Source organism: Solirubrobacter ginsenosidimutans, from assembly GCF_027587205.1.
Genome location: NZ_JAPDOD010000004.1, coordinates 341,416 through 356,634 on the forward strand (window position 1 = coordinate 341,416; position 15,219 = coordinate 356,634).

A 15,219-nucleotide genomic window follows, 5' to 3' on the forward strand; every position below is an offset into this window, starting at 1 on the left:
GGGAAAGTAGCCTGAAGGTGTGCACGAGGTCCTAGGCGCCTGCCCGCTCGACTGCCCAGACGGGTGCAGCTGGGTCGTCACGGTCGACGACGACGGCGAGGCGATCAACCTCAAAGGCAACCGCGCACATCCCTTCACCGCGGGCGCGTTGTGCGCGAAGGTCAACGGGTATCTCGAGCACACGAAGGCGCCCGATCGCCTGCTGTACCCGCTCAAGCGGGTCGGCGCCAAGGGCGAGGGGCGGTTCGAGCGGATCTCGTGGGACGAGGCGCTCACGACGATCGCCGCCAAGCTGCAGTACGTCAAGGACACCTACGGCGGCGAGGCGATCTGGCCGTTCCAGGGCACCGGGACGCTCGGATACGTCCAGGGCCTGGAGGGCCGCGCCGGCCAGCGGCTGTGGAACGTGCTCGGCGCGTCGCGGCATGACATGACGGCCTGCAGCGTCGCCGGACGGCAGGGCGCGACGTACGTCACCGGCACCGCCGCCGGGATGGATCCGGAGACGTTCGCGGAGTCGAAGCTGATCCTGCTGTGGGGCACGAACACGCTCACGAGCGGCCACCACCTGTGGAAGTTCATCCTCAAGGCGCGCAAGCGCGGCGCGCACATCGTCGCGATCGACCCGATCCGGACGCGCACCGCGGCACAGGCGGACGAGCACCTCGCACCGCTCCCCGGCACCGACGCCGCGCTCGCTCTCGGGCTGCTCAACGTGATCGTGAGCATGGGCGCCGAGGACCGGGACTACCTCGATTCAAACACCGTCGGCTGGCCGGAGTTCAAGGAGCGCATCCTCGCCTTCCCGCCATCGAAGGCCGCCGAGATCACCGGCATCGACGAGGCGACGATCGTCGCGCTCGGCGAGCGGATCGCGACCACCCGCCCCACCGGCATCCGCTGCACCATGGGCATGCAGCGTCACGCAGGCGGCGGCAACGCGATGCGCCTGCTGTATGCGCTCCCGGGCGTGACGGGCGACTGGCAGTACCCCGGCGGCGGCGCCTCCTACAGCACCAGCGGGCGCTTCATGCCCGACCTGGTCTCCACGTATCGCGACGACCTGCTGCAACAGCCGGTCCGCACGCTCTCGATGACCCAGCTCGGCCACACGCTGCTGCGCGCCGACGACCCTCCGGTCAAGGCGCTGGTGATCTACGGCGCCAACCCGATGAGCAGCAACCCCGACCAGCACCGCGTGCGCGAAGGGCTGCAGCGCGAGGACCTGTTCACCGTCGTGATCGAGCAGTTCCCGACCGACACCGTGGATTACGCCGACATCGTCCTGCCCGCGACGATGCAGACCGAGCACCTGGACGTCAACGACGGCTACGGCCACATGTACATCCACCTCAACCGCCCGGCGACCGCGCCTCCCGGCGAGTGCCTGTCCGGCACCGAGACGTTCCGGCGCCTCGCCAAGGCGATGGGGCTCGAGGAGCCGTCGCTCTACGACGACGACGAGACGCTCGCCCGCACGCTGCTCGGTGACGCCGACTTCGAGCGCCTGTACGAAACGGGCTGGATGCGGCTGGATTACCAGACGCCGTACGTCCCCTTCACCGAAGGCTTCCCCACGCCCTCGGGCAAGCTCGAGTTCTACTCCGAGAGCGCGCGCGACGCCGGCCACGACCCGCTCCCCGGCTACGTCGCGCCGGTCCGCGCCGAGACCGACGACGCGCACCCGCTCGCGCTGATCGCCCCCGCGAGCCACTGGTTCCTGAACTCGATGTTCGCCAACAAGCCGGACCTGATGAAGAAGGCCGGCGGCCCGCGGATCGAGCTCCACCCCGACGACGCGCGAGCGCGCGGCCTCCAGACGGGCGACACCGCCACCGTCTTCAACGCCCGCGGCAGCTTCGAGGCCGCCGTCGAGATCTCCGACCGCGTCCGCCCGGGCGTGATCGCGTCCACGAAGGGCTACTGGCTCAAGCACATCCGCGGCGGCGCGAACGTCAACGCGACCGTCGAGGAGCGCGACGCCGACATGGCCGGCGGGGCGATCTTCCACGACAACCGCGTCGAGGTCGAGCGGGTTAGAGTCGCGGACGATGATCCAGGCCGTCTGGGACAAGCAGAGCCAGTGGTCGCAAGCCGCTGACGACCTCAAGGACCGCGTCACCACCGCGCGCGACTTCGTCCTGACGTTCACGATCGTCGGGGCGGTCCTCAGCACCGCGGGCGCGGGCGTCGGCCTGGACACCACGACCGGGCAGGTCCTCGTCTACCTCGCCGCGGTGGTCGCCGCCGGGTCCGCGATCGCGACCGCCTTCGCGGGCAAGGAGAACTCGGAGCCCTGGACCCGCGCGCGGTCGGTCGCGGAGGCGATCAAGTCCGAGGCCTTCACGTACCTCGCCCAGGCGGGCGACTACGCCGCCGCGACGCGCGACGACCGGCTCGCCGAGCAGGTCGCGCGGCTCGAGGAAGGCGCCGCGGACCTCTACGTGCGCGTGACGGCGTTCAAGCCCAAGCAACGCGTCCCACCGGTGGTCACGGACGCCGGCACCTATGCGACCGAGCGCGTGAAGCAGCAGGTCGAGGGCTACTACCTCCCCAAGGCCCGCGAGCTCGACGGCTGGATCCGGAGGGCGCGGCTGCTCGTGGTGGTGCTGGGAGCGATCGGCTCGGCGTTCGCCGTCGCGGCCGGCAAGTTCGAGCTCAGCGGCCTGGCCGTCTGGGTGCCGGTCGTCACCAGCATCACGTCCGCGATCACCGCGCACGTGGCCGCGGAACGCTGGGACCTCCTGCGGCTCGAATACTCGCGGACGGCGCTGCAGCTGTCGCACCTGCTCTCGTCGTTCGAGCGCGACAAGCTCCAGCCCGGCGAGTTCGTCGTCGGCTGCGAGACCGTGATCACGGCGCAGAACAAGGCCTGGCTCGCCAAGCTCGCCGAGCCGCCCAAGTGACGTAGCGTGTGAGGGCAATGCCCTACTCCAGCCGAGAGATCCGCCTCGCTTCCCGTCCGCAGGGTGAGCCGCAGCCGTCCAACTTCGAGCTCGCCGAAGTCGACGTGCCCGATCCCGCCGAGGGCGAGATCGCCGTGCGCACCACGTTCATGTCGGTCGACCCGTACATGCGCGGGCGGATGAACGAGAAGTCCTACGCGCAGGTCTTCGAGATCGGCAAGCCGCTCTTCGGCGGGGCGGTGGGCGAAGTGGTCGCCTCCGGGGCCGAGGGCTTCGCGCCCGGTGACGTGGTCGTGCATCAGCAAGGCTGGCGCGAGTACGCGACCATGCCCGCCAATCACGCGCGCAAGGTGCCGGCGGGTGGCGTGCCCGAGTCCGCCTACCTCGGCGTGCTCGGCATGACCGGGTTGACCGCGTACGTCGGCCTGCTCGACATCGCCGGCCTCAAGGACGGAGACGTGGTGTTCGTCAGCGGCGCGGCGGGCGCCGTCGGCTCCCTCGCGGGCCAGATCGCCAAGCTCAAGGGCCACACCGTGATCGGCAGCGCCGGCTCGGCCGAGAAGGTCGCCCACCTCGTCGACGACCTCGGCTTCGACCACGCGTTCAACTACAACGACGGACCGGTCGGCAAGCAGCTGCGGGCCGCCGCGCCCGACGGCATCGACGTCTACTTCGACAACGTCGGCGGCGAGCATCTCGAGGCCGCGATCTTCTCGCTGCACCCCTTCGGCCGGGTCGCATTGTGCGGCGCCATCTCGGGCTACAACGCGAAGGAACTCGAGCCCGGGCCGCGCAACCTGCACCTCTGCGTCGGCAACCGCCTCACGCTGCGCGGCTTCATCATCTCCGACCATCAGGACCGCTTCGGCGACTTCGCCCGCGAGGTCGGCGCATGGGTGGCCAGCGGGGACGTGAAGTTCCGCGAGACGATCGTCGACGGCGGGATCGAGGCCGCGCCGCAGGCGTTCATGGACCTGCTGCGCGGGGCGAACGTAGGCAAGATGCTCGTGCGCTTCGGGTGAAGAAACGCCGGGACATCCGGCGCCCCGGCCCGGGTCCGTACCTGCTCGGGTTGGAGCGGACCGACCAGTGGGGCGAGGGCTTCCCGTATGACGTGCCGGCGATCGCCGCCGCGGCGGAGATGCGGCTCGACGCGCCGGTCACCATGCTGGCCGGCGACAACGGCACCGGCAAGTCGACGCTGGTCGAGGCCTTCGCCCAGGCGATCGGGTTCGCCGCCCACGGCGGCGAGCTCGAGCGCGCCGGAGAGCTTCCACCGGTCCCGCGGCCGGTGCTCGACGGCGCGTTCGAGCCCGTGCTGCACCGCTGGAACAAGCCGCGCAACGGCTACTTCCTGCGGGCCGAGAGCTTCTTCAACGTCGCCGCGTCCGTCGACGACGGCGGCAAGTTCTCCCCCGACATCTCGCTCTACGGCGGCGTGAAGCTCCACGAGCAGTCCCACGGCGAGTCCTTCCTCGCGCTCGCCACGCACCGGTTCGCCGGCGAAGGCCTCTACATCCTCGACGAGCCCGAGGCCGCACTGTCGGTCACCGGCGCGCTCGCGGTCCTCGCCGCCATCACCCGTGCGGCCAAAGACGGCGCGCAGTTCATCATCGCCACCCACTCGCCGATCCTGCTCGCCTGCCCCGGCGCGCGCATCTATGAGCTCGGCGACGAGGGCTTCATCGAATGCGACTACGACGACCTCGACGCGGTCCGCCTCACCCGCGGGTTCCTCGGCGATCCGGCGCGCTACCTCCGCGCCGCCCTGGGCGACCTACGCGACTAGGCGCTCGACCGCGTCGGCTGCCTTGTTCGTGCCGCCGCCGGCGCGGACGAGGTCACGCACCTCGCGGGCCCGCGGCGCGCACGCGAGCGCGGCGAGCACCGCATCCGGGAGCGATCGCTCGCCCAGCTGCACGCCCGCGCCGATCGCCTCGAGCTGGGCGGCGTTGGTGAACTGGTCGACGGCCTGCGGGATCGACACGGTCGGGACGCCGAACCACAGCGACTCGACGGCCGAGCCCATGCCCGCGTGGGTGATGAAGGCGTCGGCGTGGGCGAGGATGTCGAGTTGCGGCTGGTTCCGTGCGGCCTCCAGACCGGGAAACTCCGCCGGGTCCAACTTGCCGGTCGCGAGCACCAGCCGGTACGTCTCCCCCAGCTCGGCCACGATGCGGGCGTAGAGGTCGGGGAGGTTCGTGTACGACGTGCCGAAGGAGACGTAGACGAGCGGGCGATCGTCATCCTCGCCCGGGGTCCATCCGGACGTGCGCGACGCGTCGATGCACGGCCCCGCGAAGCTGTAGGAGGCGCTGACGCGCTCCTCATTCGGCTGGATCACTCGCGGGATCAATACGACGCACGCCTCGGGGCGCCCAAGGAAGTCGTCGCCCGCGATCGCCATCCCGTTCTCGTCGAGCCAGGACCGCAGCGCGGCGAAGTAGCTCGCGCCCGACTCCGACGTCTTCAACGTGGCGGTGAACTCCGCCATGTCCTCCTCGTAGCCCTCCCAGGCCACGTAGGTGGGCGAGAGCTGGATCGCCGGCACGCCCCAGCGGTGCGCCGCGACGCGGCCCGCGAACCCGCCGATGTCGTACAGGACCGCGTCGGCGTCCGTCACCGCGTCGAGCAGCACCGGCAGCACCGCGATCTGGTCGTCGAGGAAGATCCGCATCGCCGCGCCGATCTCCTCCGGCCAGGCGCCGTCGGTGTCGGGGAGCAGCGTCGGGTGGGCGATGACGGACGCGCCGGTGGGCGCCACCACGGACGCGATCCGGTCGCCGACGGCGTAACTGACGCGGTGGCCGCGCGCGACGAGCTCGGCGATCAGCGCGAGGCTGGGATAGACGTGGCTCGGCGTCGAGCTGCCGACCATGACGAGGTGCATGAAGGAACTTCCTCTCTAAAGAAGCAAACGGACAACGACGGTGGAGGCCGCGCGCATCGCGGCTCGGCGTCGTTAGAGGAAGTGGTGAGGCCCGTACATGCGCTGAGAAATCTACCAGTGCGGTCGAGGGCTAAGGACCCGCGGCGGTGCTGCCGATCACAGAGGTATGTCAGCGATCGCGAGCACACGCAGGACCCTCAGGGTCGCCCGCGCGCTCGTGGAGTCCGACGGCTGCGTGCTGCTCGTCCGCCGCGCCGCGTGGGATTCCCTGCCTGGCCAGTGGGAGCTTCCCGGCGGCAAGATCGATCGCGGTGAGCGCGTCCTGGAGGGCCTCGCCCGCGAGGTCGAGGAGGAGACGGGCCTGATGCTCGCCGACGCTCGCCACGTCTCGGCGCGCGAGATGATCTCCCCTCGCGGCAACCTGGTCCGCGAGCACGTGTACGGCGCCGGCGCGATCGGCACCGTCACGCTCTCCGATGAGCACGACGCGTACGCGTGGGTCGAGGACCCGTTCGCGCTCGAGCTGACCGACTCGGCCGCCGCCGCGTTCAGCCTGGCGTCTTAACGCCGCCGCGCAGCATCTCGATCGCCTTCGCCGCCCGCCGGTCGCGGGTCTCCTCGCGCTTGGCCTCCGCGATCCACGTCGCGTACTCGCGCCGGTGGGTGAAGGAGAGCGCCTCGAACGTGGCCTTCGCACCTGCGTCGCCGTCGAGCGCCGCCTGCAGCGCGGGCGGGATCTCGACCTCGCGCGGGGCGTCGTCGCGGTCGATGACGACCTCGACCTCGTCGCCCTCCACCAGCCCCGCCTCGGCGCGGAACGCGTTGGTCAGGCCGAGCACGGTCTGCCCGCCGTAGACCATCAGGCGCGAGCGGAACGGGACGCCGTTGACGGTACCCGCGACCGGCGGGCGCGCCTCGCCCCAGAGCACCTTCGCGTCGACCGGGACGACGACGTGACGCTCCCCCAGCGTGGCGGTGAATCGCTCGGCCATGGTCATACCTCCAGGACGACCTTCAGCCGCCCAACCGTCGGGTGCAGTGCGGTCTCGAACGCGGCCTGCGCGTCGTGCACGCCGACCACGGTCGTGAGGTACGGAGCGAGCAGCGACCGGTGCTCGCGCAGGTACTCACGGGCGTTGGCCAGCGCCTGCGCGCGATCGGTCGCCGCGCCCGCGATCAGCGTCGCGTGCTTGCGGAAGAAGGTCATGAACGGGAACGCGTAGTGGGTCTCGTCGGGCACGCCGAAGGCGAGCACGGTGCCGTGCGGGGCCAACGCGGTCACCGCCGCCTCCAGCGGGCCGGCGTGATGGCCGACCGCCTCGACGACGATGTCAGGCCGCGGCTCGCCGATGTCACGCGCCCACGCGGCGGCGTCCTCGCACACGACCTCGTCGACCCCGAACGCCGCCGCCACGTCCGAGCGGTCGACGCGATCGACGCCCGTCACCCACGCCGCGCCGCGGGCCTTCAGCGCGTGGCTGAAGAGCAGCCCGATCGAGCCCTGCCCGATCACCGCCACCCGTTTGCCTGCGACCTCCGAGATCCGGTCGAGCTGGTGCAGCACCGTGCACAGCGGCTGCACCACGGTCGCCTCCACGTGGGAGAGCTCGTCGTCGAGCGCGTGGATCGCGTCCAGCCGGGCGACGAACAACTCCGCGAGCCCGAGGTGGTGCTCTGCCCAGCCGACGATCCGCGTGCCGGGCGGGAGCTCGCCGGAGACCACCTCGCCCACGACCTCGTGCAGCGGGTAGCCGGGCTCGCCATAGAAATCGACGAACGTGTTGCGCCGCCCGTTAAACGACGGCAGGTCCGAGCCGCAGATCCCTCCCGCCAGCAGCCGCACCAGCACGCGACCCGGGCCCGGCTGCGGCACCGGCGCTTCGATCCGGTGCAGCCGCCCCGGTGCCGTGATCGCGTACGCCCACATGTCGAGGGGTTTCCCTGATGCGGGCGCCGAGTCCTTCCAGGATGGTGCGATGCATGCTCCGAACCCTTCTCGCCTTGACCCTGGCCGCGACGCTGACTCCCACCGTCGCGCAGGCGGCGACCGTCACCCGCGACGCGAACGGCGCCCTCAGCTACGTCGCGGCTCCCGGCGCCACCAACCATGTCGGGGTGCAGAGCACCGACCAGCCGGGCGGCGTGCAGTTCTACACCAACGGTGACCCGATGACGTACCCGGCGGGGTGCGTCGAGAACGAGATGTACGGCGCCGACGTCGTCCGCTGCGACCCGGCGACGTCCGTCCGGGTCGATCTCGGCGACGGCGACGACAGCAGCTACACCTCGGCCGACATCGGCATCCCGGTGACGCAGCTCGGCGGGCCGGGCGCGGATCAGCTGCAGGGTGACACGGGTCCCGACACGCTCGACGGCGGGCCCGGCGACGACCGGCTCGACGGCCGTGACGGCGCCGACGTGCTGCTCGGCGGCGAGGGCAACGACGCGGTCTACGGCGACGGTGGCAGCGACCGGCTCGACGGTGGCGACGGCGACGACACCCTGCGCCCGGACTACTACGAGCGGCCGTCGGCCGACGTGATCGACGGCGGGGCAGGACGCGACACGATCGAGTCCGACTACAGCAACCGCTTCACGGACGTCGACCCGCCGCTGGCGTTCACGCTCGACGGCGGCGCCGATGACGGACGCCCCGGAGAGGGCGACGACGTGCGCAACGTCGAGAAGCTCACCCTGAGCGTCAGCGGCCACTTCGTCGGCACCGACGGGCCGGACGAGATCAAGCTGCGCCAGATGCTCGAGCCGAGCGTGCTGATCGGCCGCGGCGGCGACGACCGGCTGATCACCGGTGACGGCCCCGACCAGCTCGACGGCGGGCCTGGTGCCGACTACCTCGACGGCGGCTTCGGCGACGACGTGCTCGTCGGCGGCCCCGGTCGCGACACGCTCAACGGTGACGTCGCCGGCGGCGACTGCGGGCCGATGTGGTGCAAATTGCCGTACGGCAACGACACGATCGAAGCCCGCGACGGTGAAGCCGACAGCGTGATCTGCGGCGCCGGCGCAGACACGGTCAACGCCGACGCGATCGACGTCGTCTCCCCCGACTGCGAGACGGTCAACCGCACGGGTGCGAGCGGTTCCAGCGACCCGGGCACGCCGGGGACGTCGAAGCCGACCATCAAGGTCAACGGGCGCCCGAAGCTGCGCGCCGCGCTCGCCAAGGGCATCTCCGTCAACGTCACGGGCGCGTCGGTGAAGCTCGTCGCCAAGCGCGGCAAGACCACGGTCGCCCGCGGCGCGGGCACCGGTACGGTGCGCCTGCGCTTCACGTCGGCCGCGAAGCGCTCGCTCAAGCGCGCCCGCAGCGTGAAGCTGACGATCACGGGCGGCGGGCTGAAGACCACCGTGATGCTGCGCCGTTAACGGCCAAGGGCCCCGGCGCTGCCGGGGCCCTCAAACCTTTCGAACGGTCTCTAGACGGTCTGCGCGATCGCCCACATCCCGATGCGCGAGGACTTCAGGATGTCCGGGCCGACGCTGCCCTGACCCCAGAAGTGGTCATTGATGTTGGTCACGCCGCCGGCGCCGATGTTGCCCATCGAGCGGAAGACGGTGCCGCCCGGCTCCTTGTCGAAGGCCATCTGGGCCCACGCGTTGCGGACCGTGAAGCCGGCGAAGAGGTAGGTCGCGAAGCGCCCGCCGGTGCCGCCGCCCACGCACTGGGCGTTGGTGTGGAAGCCGTTGAGCATGTGCAGGCCGTTGATCGTGCCGCCCCAGCGGCTGAAGTAGTCATGCGAGCCGTTGGTGTCACGCAGCACCTGGCAGGACTCCAGCTGCAGCCACTCGAGGTCGCCGTTGCCCCAGTCGGCGTCGGACGGGACGATCCAGCGGTCGTCGTGCGTCTCGTTCTTGAACGTGAAGCCGCCGGAGTTGCCGTGGCCCGTGTACCACATGGCGTCCACGTTGTCGGCGTACGTCGAGTCCGTCCCGCCGAGCGAGGCCTTCTTGAAGTCACGCTCCCACGCGTTCATCCCGCGCCAGTCGAACGCCGTGCCGACGCCGTGGGCGGCCATGACGGCCTTGAAGCCGATCGCGGAGTCCTGCGCGCACTGCCACTCGTCGACGGTCTGCTCGATGCCGACGTCGGTCGGTCCGATGGCGAGCTTGCCGAAGCCGCCGCCGCCCGGGGTCGAGGTGGCCGAGATCACGCCGTCGCCCTCGAAGATGCCGGTCGCGGTCGCGGTCAGGCCGTTGGCGTCGGTGACCTCGAGGGTCAGGCCTTCGCCGGTCAGCTTGCCGTCGCGCGGGGAGCGGATGTAGGAGAGGCTCGCGTCCGTGTTCTGCTCGAGCACGGTCGTCGAGGACGCCCACTTGTAGCTGTAGGGCGCGGTGCCGCCGGAGACGTCGGCGGCCGCTTCGACGCTTGACTCGCGCAGCGACGCCTTGAAGGTGGCCGTCGGCGAGGCGCCCTCGACGGCCGCGACGACCCGGTTGGCCTGCGGTCCGTCGCCGCCGACCGGGTTGCAGGTGTAGGAGGGGAAGATCTGCTTGACCGCGCCGAGCGGCGGCAGCACGTAGCCGAGGGTGGGCGTGGCCTGGCGCACGTTGGCGCCATAGAGCGCCGAGCAGGCCTTCGCGGCCTCGTCGGAGGAGATGATGATCGCCTGCTTGCCCGAAGCCAGGCGACGGGTCGCGGTCGAGAGCTGCGTGACACTGCCGTCGCCGGCGAACGTGACGCGCAGCTTCGCGCCCTGGCCGGTGGCGGGCAGGCCGCCGAGCGTCATGTCATAGGAGACGGAGGTGTCGAGCGCGTAGGCGCCGGTCGTCTTGCCGTCGTTGTTGGCGGTGGTCAGCTCGGAGTGGCTCACGGACGGTGCGGCCTTGAAGTCGCCGTCGAGGCCGGCGAGAGCGGGCAGCGCGGCGGCGCGCTTGAGGGCGGAACGGTCGTCGAGCGTCTTCAGGGCCTGCAGCGCGGGGATGTCCAGCGCCTGCGGCGTGACCAGGCGCCCGGATTCCTCCTTGTGCGGGTCGCCGACCTGCTTCTGCGGCACCTGGCCGAACGCCTTGCCCGTGTAGGTGAAGGCGCCGTTCTCGGCGATCGAGTTCGGGATGCCGTAGGTGTCGGCGAGCTTCTGCGCGTCGGCGGCGGACAGGCCCTCCTGCGTGACGTCGTAGATCGTCGCGGTGTCGGCGGCGAAGGCGGGAGCGCCGGCGAGCAACAGCACGCCGAGGGCAAGCGCAGGCACGGCCATCCAAGACCGGGTCTGGGACATGTGGGGCCCTTTCGGGGGGAGAGAGAGTGGGGCGCTGCGGGTCTACGCGGCGGGCAACTCGGGGGGGAGCTGCCCGCCGCAGACCGAACTCTCATCTGCGGCCCTTGGCGCGGGCTTGGCCGGTGATTGGGGTGACCTTGGCGGTGCCACCAAGGTCGCTATCCGGTGGCGGCCTTCCAGGTCACGCCGGCGCTGTCGCACGTGGTGGCCACGCCGGTCGCGTCGGTGTCGGTGACCTTGACCTGCAGCGTGCCCTTGGCCGCGGTCGTACTCACGCGTCCCTTGATGTCGTAGTCGACATGGCGCTTCGCCCCGGCATCCATCGCGTCGTCGGCGGTGAACGCGTTGCCGAAGCGCCCGGTGCTCTTGATGGGGAACCGCACGAAATGGTCAGGGCTGCGCAGGAAGCCCGCGTCGCCGCACGATGCGTCCCAGGTGGTGATGACGTCGCTGACGCTGCGCCGCGCCGAATCGAGACGCAGGACCATCGGCTCACCCTGCGAGGTCACGCCGCCATAGACGGTTCCGGGGGCGCGGGCGGCGACCCACGAGAGCTTCCGGCTGTCGCACGACGTGATCTCGGTGCTGGTCGCCTTATCCATGATCTTGACGGTCGCCGAGAGCGTGCCGGTCGAGCGCTTGGCGTTGAACTTGCCGCTGAGCTGGACCGCGATCGCGGCCACGGCGTCGCCCAGGTCGCGCGCCGCGAGTTGCGAACCCGCGAAGTGACCCTTGGCGTTGCGCGACGCGAGCAACTCGGCTGGGCCCGGGCTGAAGCCGTCGACCGGTTCGACCGGGGTCAGCTCGTCACCGGCGCCGAAGTAGCGACCGTTCGCGCAGGACGCGTCCCACGAGATCGCGATCGATTTGAGCACCTGTGTCTTGGCGTCGGTGCGGATGACGATCGGCGCGCCACCCGTGGCAGTGCCGCCGAAGACGGCGTCGGCGCCCTGGGCGGGCGTGGCGGCGGCCAGCGCCGCCGCCGTGGAACCCACGGCGGCGGCGAGGCTGGGGAGAGAGAGGCGCATGATGGCCGCGACGCTAAGCGCGCTCGCCCAAGCGCACATCGGGCGAACGCTCGATCTCGGCCGTGCGAAACGCCCTATTTAGCGTGCGTCTGGAGCAGCGCGTGCGTCTGCGCCGTGGCCGGCGCGCCGGTCGTTGCGACGAACAGGACGAGCGTGACCGCAACGCCCGCGCACAGGCGAGCGATCGAGCTGGGGGACATGAAGGGCCTCCTGATCTGTCCGGCGTCCCTCGTGAACGCCGGTGACAAGTAGGCACGTTCCTCGCCTGAGGAGCCTCCTGGGACCCGCAATGGGGTACCGATGCCACTCCCCTCGGGCGGGGCGAGTTCAGCCCTTTAGGGGCTACACACCCAGCTGACGGGCGCGGCCGGCGGCCTCGACGCGCGAATGCACGCCGAGCTTGGCGTAGATGTGCGCCATGTGCGCGCCCACGGTCTTCTGGCTGATGAAGAGCCGGGAGGCGATCTGGCGGTTGGTGAGCCCCTCGGCCAGCAGCCCCAGGACCTCGACCTCGCGCACCGTGAGTCCGGTGCCGTCGTCGTCGGCGGCGGCGACCGGCGCGCAGGCGATCGTGAGCCGGGCGCTGCGGGCGAGGGCCTCGGCGGCGTCCCGGAGCGGAGCGGCGCCGAGCCCGTCCGCGGTCTCGCGGGCGGCCGCGACGGCGACGGCCGCTCGCGCGCGGTCGCCGGCGGTGACGAGCGCGGCCTCCGCCTCGCGCAGCCGCGCATAGGCGGCCGGATACGGCTCGTGCAAGGCATCGAACGCCTCTGCCACGGCGTGCCAGAGCTCCGGGGCGGGCGTGCCGTCGACGCGCGAGAGCTCGGCGCGCGCCAGCGCGAGGTGGGCGAGCGCGCCGGGCGGCGCGCCGTAGGGGCTCCCACCAGCGGCGCGAGTGCCGGCCGCGCCCGCGATCTCGCCGCCGAGCGCGGCCACCTCCGGGCCACCGCTCGCCATCTCGCCGCCCATCGCGGCCACCTCGCGACCATTCCCCGCGATCTCGCCGCCCGCCAGCGCGGTCAGGCCTGCCAGCAGCTCCGCCGCCCGCGTGCGGTCCGGGGTGCGGCGGCGGGCGCGGTCGCGTTCGGCGAGCTCGGCCTCGACGCGCAGCCCGAGCGAGTAGAGCGGCGGCGTGTAGAACGGGTCCTCGACGCCGCCGAGCGCGCCCGCGACGTGCACCGCCGCGGCGACCGGGTCGCCCTCGGTGAGGGCGAGCGTCGCGCGGGCCGCCGCGAGCGGTGTGAGGAACTCGGCCGGGAGCTCGGCGTCCTCGGCGGCGTCGAGCTCGCGCCGTGCCGTCTCGACCGCGCCGCGGAGGGCGTGCAGCTGGCCGGAGACCGCGCGCCGCAACGCGCGAGCCGTGCGCGAGAGATCCATCCGGGCGGCCTCGCCCACCCGCTCCGACGCCTCGTCCCAGCGGCCCAGGCGCAGCAGGTCGTCGGCGCCGTTGACGTACATGAAGTGCCCGAACGAGCCCCGCAACCCCAGCCGCGCGGCCGCCTGCTCGCCCTCGACCATCGCCTGCAGCGCGCCGCGGTGGTCGCCGCGCACGCGCAGCAGCTCGCCGAGGTGCAGGTAGGCGCGGGCGGTCTCCTCCCCCGACTCCGACACCTCCAGGGCGCGCCGCAGGTGCGCCTCACCCGCCTCGGCCTCGCCCAGGAACGCCAGCACGACGCCGAGCGTGATCCTCGGCGCGGCGCCGGCGGCCAGCCCCGCTTCGCAACATGCGCGCGCCTCGTCCCACCGCCGCAGCCCCATCAGCGCGTGCCCCTTCGCCGCCAGCAGCCGCGGCGCGCGAGGCGTCAACGCCAGTGCCGCCTCGTAGCACTCCAGGGCGGCCGCGTCGTCCCAGAACTGGTACTCGCCGAGACGCTCGTAGAGCCGCGCGCGGCGCTCGCCGTCGCTCTCCAGCGCGATCGCTTCCCGGCAGAGCGCGACCGCCCGCTCGGGGTCGCCGGTGAACCGCGCCGCCTGGGCGGCCCGCGCGAGCAGGTCGACGCGGTCGACCGACGCGTCCGCAAGCTCCAGGGCGCGCTCGAAGTGCACGGCCGCCTCGGCGTACGCGAAGACGTCCGCCGCGGCGATCCCGGCTTCCACGGACGCGGCCAGCGCCTCGGCGCGCAGACCCGCGCGATGGCAGTGGTGGGCGCGCTGGGCGGGGTCGTCGAGCCGCGCCGCGATCGCTCGATGCAGCTCCGCCCGCTCGGTCGGCAGCAGGCGGTCGTAGACGACCTCGCCGATCAACCCGTGCCGGAAGGCGAGCCCGTCGCGCTCGCGCACGAGCACTCCGGCATCGAGCCCCGCCCGCAGGGCGTCGGGGTCGACCGCGAGCCCGTCGAGCAACTCGTACGTCGCCCGCCCGCCGGCCGCCGCGAGCACCGCCAACGCAGACGCGTCGAGCCGCTCGACCCGCGCCAGCACCGCCTCGGTCAGCGTCTCGGCGCCCGCTTCGAACAGCGTCTCCACGAAGAACGGATTGCCGCCGGCGCGCGCGTGCAGCTCGTCGACCAGCGAAGCGGAAACCGGCCCGCCGATCGCCTCGAGCTGGCGGGCGACGTCGTCGCGCGCCAGGGGCGCGAGCTCGACGTCCAGCACCGTCCGCCGCCGGCGCAACTCGCCCGCGAGGCGGCGCAGGTCGGCGGGCAGCGCGTCGTCGGTGCGGTAGGTCGCGACCACGACGATCGGCTGCGCCCGCAGGTTGCGCGCGAGGAACGCGAGCAGCGTCAGCGTCGAGCGATCGGCCCAATGGAGATCCTCGAGCACGAGCAGCACCGGGCACTCGAGCGCGCCGAGCAGATCCAGCAGCAGCTCGTACAGCCGGCCCGGCCCGCCGCCGCCCGGTGACTCGCGCGGGAAGACCGCCGCCAGCGCGGCCCGCGCCTCGCCGGACCGCTCGTCGAGGTACGCCTCCAGCCACTCGGCGGGGAGATCGCGCAGCGCCGCCACGACCGGTGCGTAAGCCACCTCCTCACCGCCGAACTCGAGGCACTCACCGTGCAGCACGAGCCACCCGTCCGCCCGCGCCTCGAGCTCCGCGACCAGCCGCGTCTTGCCGATCCCGGCCTCACCGGAAACCAGCGCCACGCGCGGCGGCGCGGCCAGCGCGGCCTCGAGCTCGCGCAGCGGCACGTCACGTCCGACCATCGACCGGTGCTTCACCG

13 protein-coding genes are annotated in these 15,219 nt (G+C 72.1%); 6 read left to right on the plus strand and 7 right to left on the minus strand.

Annotated elements, in window-relative coordinates; genetic code table 11:
- The first annotated feature begins 19 nt into the window (after positions 1–19).
- Genes OM076_RS45950 through OM076_RS08085 form a run of 4 tightly spaced genes read left to right on the plus strand, consistent with a single transcriptional unit; the run spans position 20 to position 4,695 of the window.
- Positions 20–2,101 carry a molybdopterin-containing oxidoreductase family protein gene (locus OM076_RS45950; protein ID WP_270038990.1) on the plus strand — a complete coding sequence of 694 codons (2,082 nt, stop codon included), beginning with the start codon at positions 20–22 and terminating at the stop codon, positions 2,099–2,101.
- Positions 2,052–2,906 (plus strand): DUF4231 domain-containing protein, encoded by an 855-nt coding sequence (locus OM076_RS08075; protein WP_270038991.1) that lies wholly within the window; start codon positions 2,052–2,054, stop codon positions 2,904–2,906. The genes OM076_RS45950 and OM076_RS08075 overlap by 50 nt, the downstream gene beginning before the upstream one ends.
- Before the next feature lie 17 nt (positions 2,907–2,923).
- Positions 2,924–3,928, plus strand: coding sequence for an NADP-dependent oxidoreductase (locus OM076_RS08080; protein ID WP_270038992.1), 1,005 nt, complete (start codon positions 2,924–2,926; stop codon positions 3,926–3,928).
- Positions 3,925–4,695 (plus strand): AAA family ATPase, encoded by a 771-nt coding sequence (locus OM076_RS08085; RefSeq protein ID WP_270038993.1) that lies wholly within the window; start codon positions 3,925–3,927, stop codon positions 4,693–4,695. The genes OM076_RS08080 and OM076_RS08085 overlap by 4 nt, the downstream gene beginning before the upstream one ends.
- On the opposite strand, the gene OM076_RS08090 is transcribed toward OM076_RS08085, so the two are convergent.
- On the minus strand, positions 4,684–5,796 hold the full coding sequence (locus OM076_RS08090) for a nucleotide disphospho-sugar-binding domain-containing protein (RefSeq protein ID WP_270038994.1): 1,113 nt from the start codon (positions 5,794–5,796) through the stop codon (positions 4,684–4,686). The genes OM076_RS08085 and OM076_RS08090 overlap by 12 nt on opposite strands.
- A 166-nt stretch (positions 5,797–5,962) precedes the next feature.
- Here OM076_RS08090 and OM076_RS08095 point away from each other — a divergent pair, with 166 nt between their 5' ends.
- The gene (locus OM076_RS08095) at positions 5,963–6,361 is read left to right on the plus strand and encodes an NUDIX domain-containing protein (RefSeq protein WP_270038995.1); all 399 of its coding nucleotides are present in this window, start codon (positions 5,963–5,965) and stop codon (positions 6,359–6,361) included.
- On the opposite strand, the gene OM076_RS08100 is transcribed toward OM076_RS08095, so the two are convergent.
- Positions 6,345–6,788: a YdeI/OmpD-associated family protein gene (locus OM076_RS08100; RefSeq protein ID WP_270038996.1), complete on the minus strand. Its 444-nt coding sequence runs from the start codon at positions 6,786–6,788 to the stop codon at positions 6,345–6,347. The genes OM076_RS08095 and OM076_RS08100 overlap by 17 nt on opposite strands.
- A gap of 2 nt (positions 6,789–6,790) precedes the next feature.
- Positions 6,791–7,723 (minus strand): zinc-binding dehydrogenase, encoded by a 933-nt coding sequence (locus OM076_RS08105; RefSeq protein ID WP_270038997.1) that lies wholly within the window; start codon positions 7,721–7,723, stop codon positions 6,791–6,793.
- Between the two features lie 53 nt (positions 7,724–7,776).
- On the opposite strand from OM076_RS08105, the gene OM076_RS08110 reads away from it, so the two are divergent.
- Positions 7,777–9,183, plus strand: a complete 1,407-nt coding sequence (locus OM076_RS08110; protein ID WP_270038998.1) for a calcium-binding protein — start codon at positions 7,777–7,779, stop codon at positions 9,181–9,183.
- A 50-nt stretch (positions 9,184–9,233) separates the two neighbouring features.
- Here the strand turns inward: OM076_RS08110 and OM076_RS08115 are convergent, their stop codons facing one another.
- The 4 genes from OM076_RS08115 to OM076_RS08130 all read right to left on the minus strand — a co-directional run bounded on the left by OM076_RS08115 (position 9,234) and on the right by OM076_RS08130 (position 15,217).
- The gene (locus OM076_RS08115; RefSeq protein ID WP_270038999.1) at positions 9,234–11,006 is read right to left on the minus strand and encodes a DUF6345 domain-containing protein; all 1,773 of its coding nucleotides are present in this window, start codon (positions 11,004–11,006) and stop codon (positions 9,234–9,236) included.
- A gap of 185 nt (positions 11,007–11,191) precedes the next feature.
- Positions 11,192–12,061, minus strand: a complete 870-nt coding sequence (locus tag OM076_RS08120; RefSeq protein ID WP_270039000.1) for a hypothetical protein — start codon at positions 12,059–12,061, stop codon at positions 11,192–11,194.
- A gap of 74 nt (positions 12,062–12,135) precedes the next feature.
- Complete coding sequence (locus OM076_RS08125; protein WP_270039001.1) at positions 12,136–12,261, minus strand: hypothetical protein; 126 nt, start codon at positions 12,259–12,261, stop codon at positions 12,136–12,138.
- Positions 12,262–12,403: 142 nt separating this feature from the next.
- Positions 12,404–15,217: a helix-turn-helix transcriptional regulator gene (locus OM076_RS08130; RefSeq protein WP_270039002.1), complete on the minus strand. Its 2,814-nt coding sequence runs from the start codon at positions 15,215–15,217 to the stop codon at positions 12,404–12,406.
- Positions 15,218–15,219 lie beyond the last annotated feature (2 nt).

Excerpts from the sequence above, each read along its gene's own strand:
- OM076_RS08105 (WP_270038997.1), bottom strand. The coding sequence starts at position 7,723 with ATGTGGGCGTACGCGATCACGGCACCGGGGCGGCTGCACCGGATCGAA.
- OM076_RS08120 (WP_270039000.1), bottom strand. The coding sequence starts at position 12,061 with ATGCGCCTCTCTCTCCCCAGCCTCGCCGCCGCCGTGGGTTCCACGGCG.
- OM076_RS08110 (WP_270038998.1), top strand. The coding sequence starts at position 7,777 with ATGCTCCGAACCCTTCTCGCCTTGACCCTGGCCGCGACGCTGACTCCC.
- OM076_RS08090 (WP_270038994.1), bottom strand. The coding sequence starts at position 5,796 with ATGCACCTCGTCATGGTCGGCAGCTCGACGCCGAGCCACGTCTATCCC.
- OM076_RS08100 (WP_270038996.1), bottom strand. The coding sequence starts at position 6,788 with ATGGCCGAGCGATTCACCGCCACGCTGGGGGAGCGTCACGTCGTCGTC.
- OM076_RS08125 (WP_270039001.1), bottom strand. The coding sequence starts at position 12,261 with ATGTCCCCCAGCTCGATCGCTCGCCTGTGCGCGGGCGTTGCGGTCACG.
- OM076_RS08095 (WP_270038995.1), top strand. The coding sequence starts at position 5,963 with ATGTCAGCGATCGCGAGCACACGCAGGACCCTCAGGGTCGCCCGCGCG.
- OM076_RS08075 (WP_270038991.1), top strand. The coding sequence starts at position 2,052 with ATGATCCAGGCCGTCTGGGACAAGCAGAGCCAGTGGTCGCAAGCCGCT.
- OM076_RS08080 (WP_270038992.1), top strand. The coding sequence starts at position 2,924 with ATGCCCTACTCCAGCCGAGAGATCCGCCTCGCTTCCCGTCCGCAGGGT.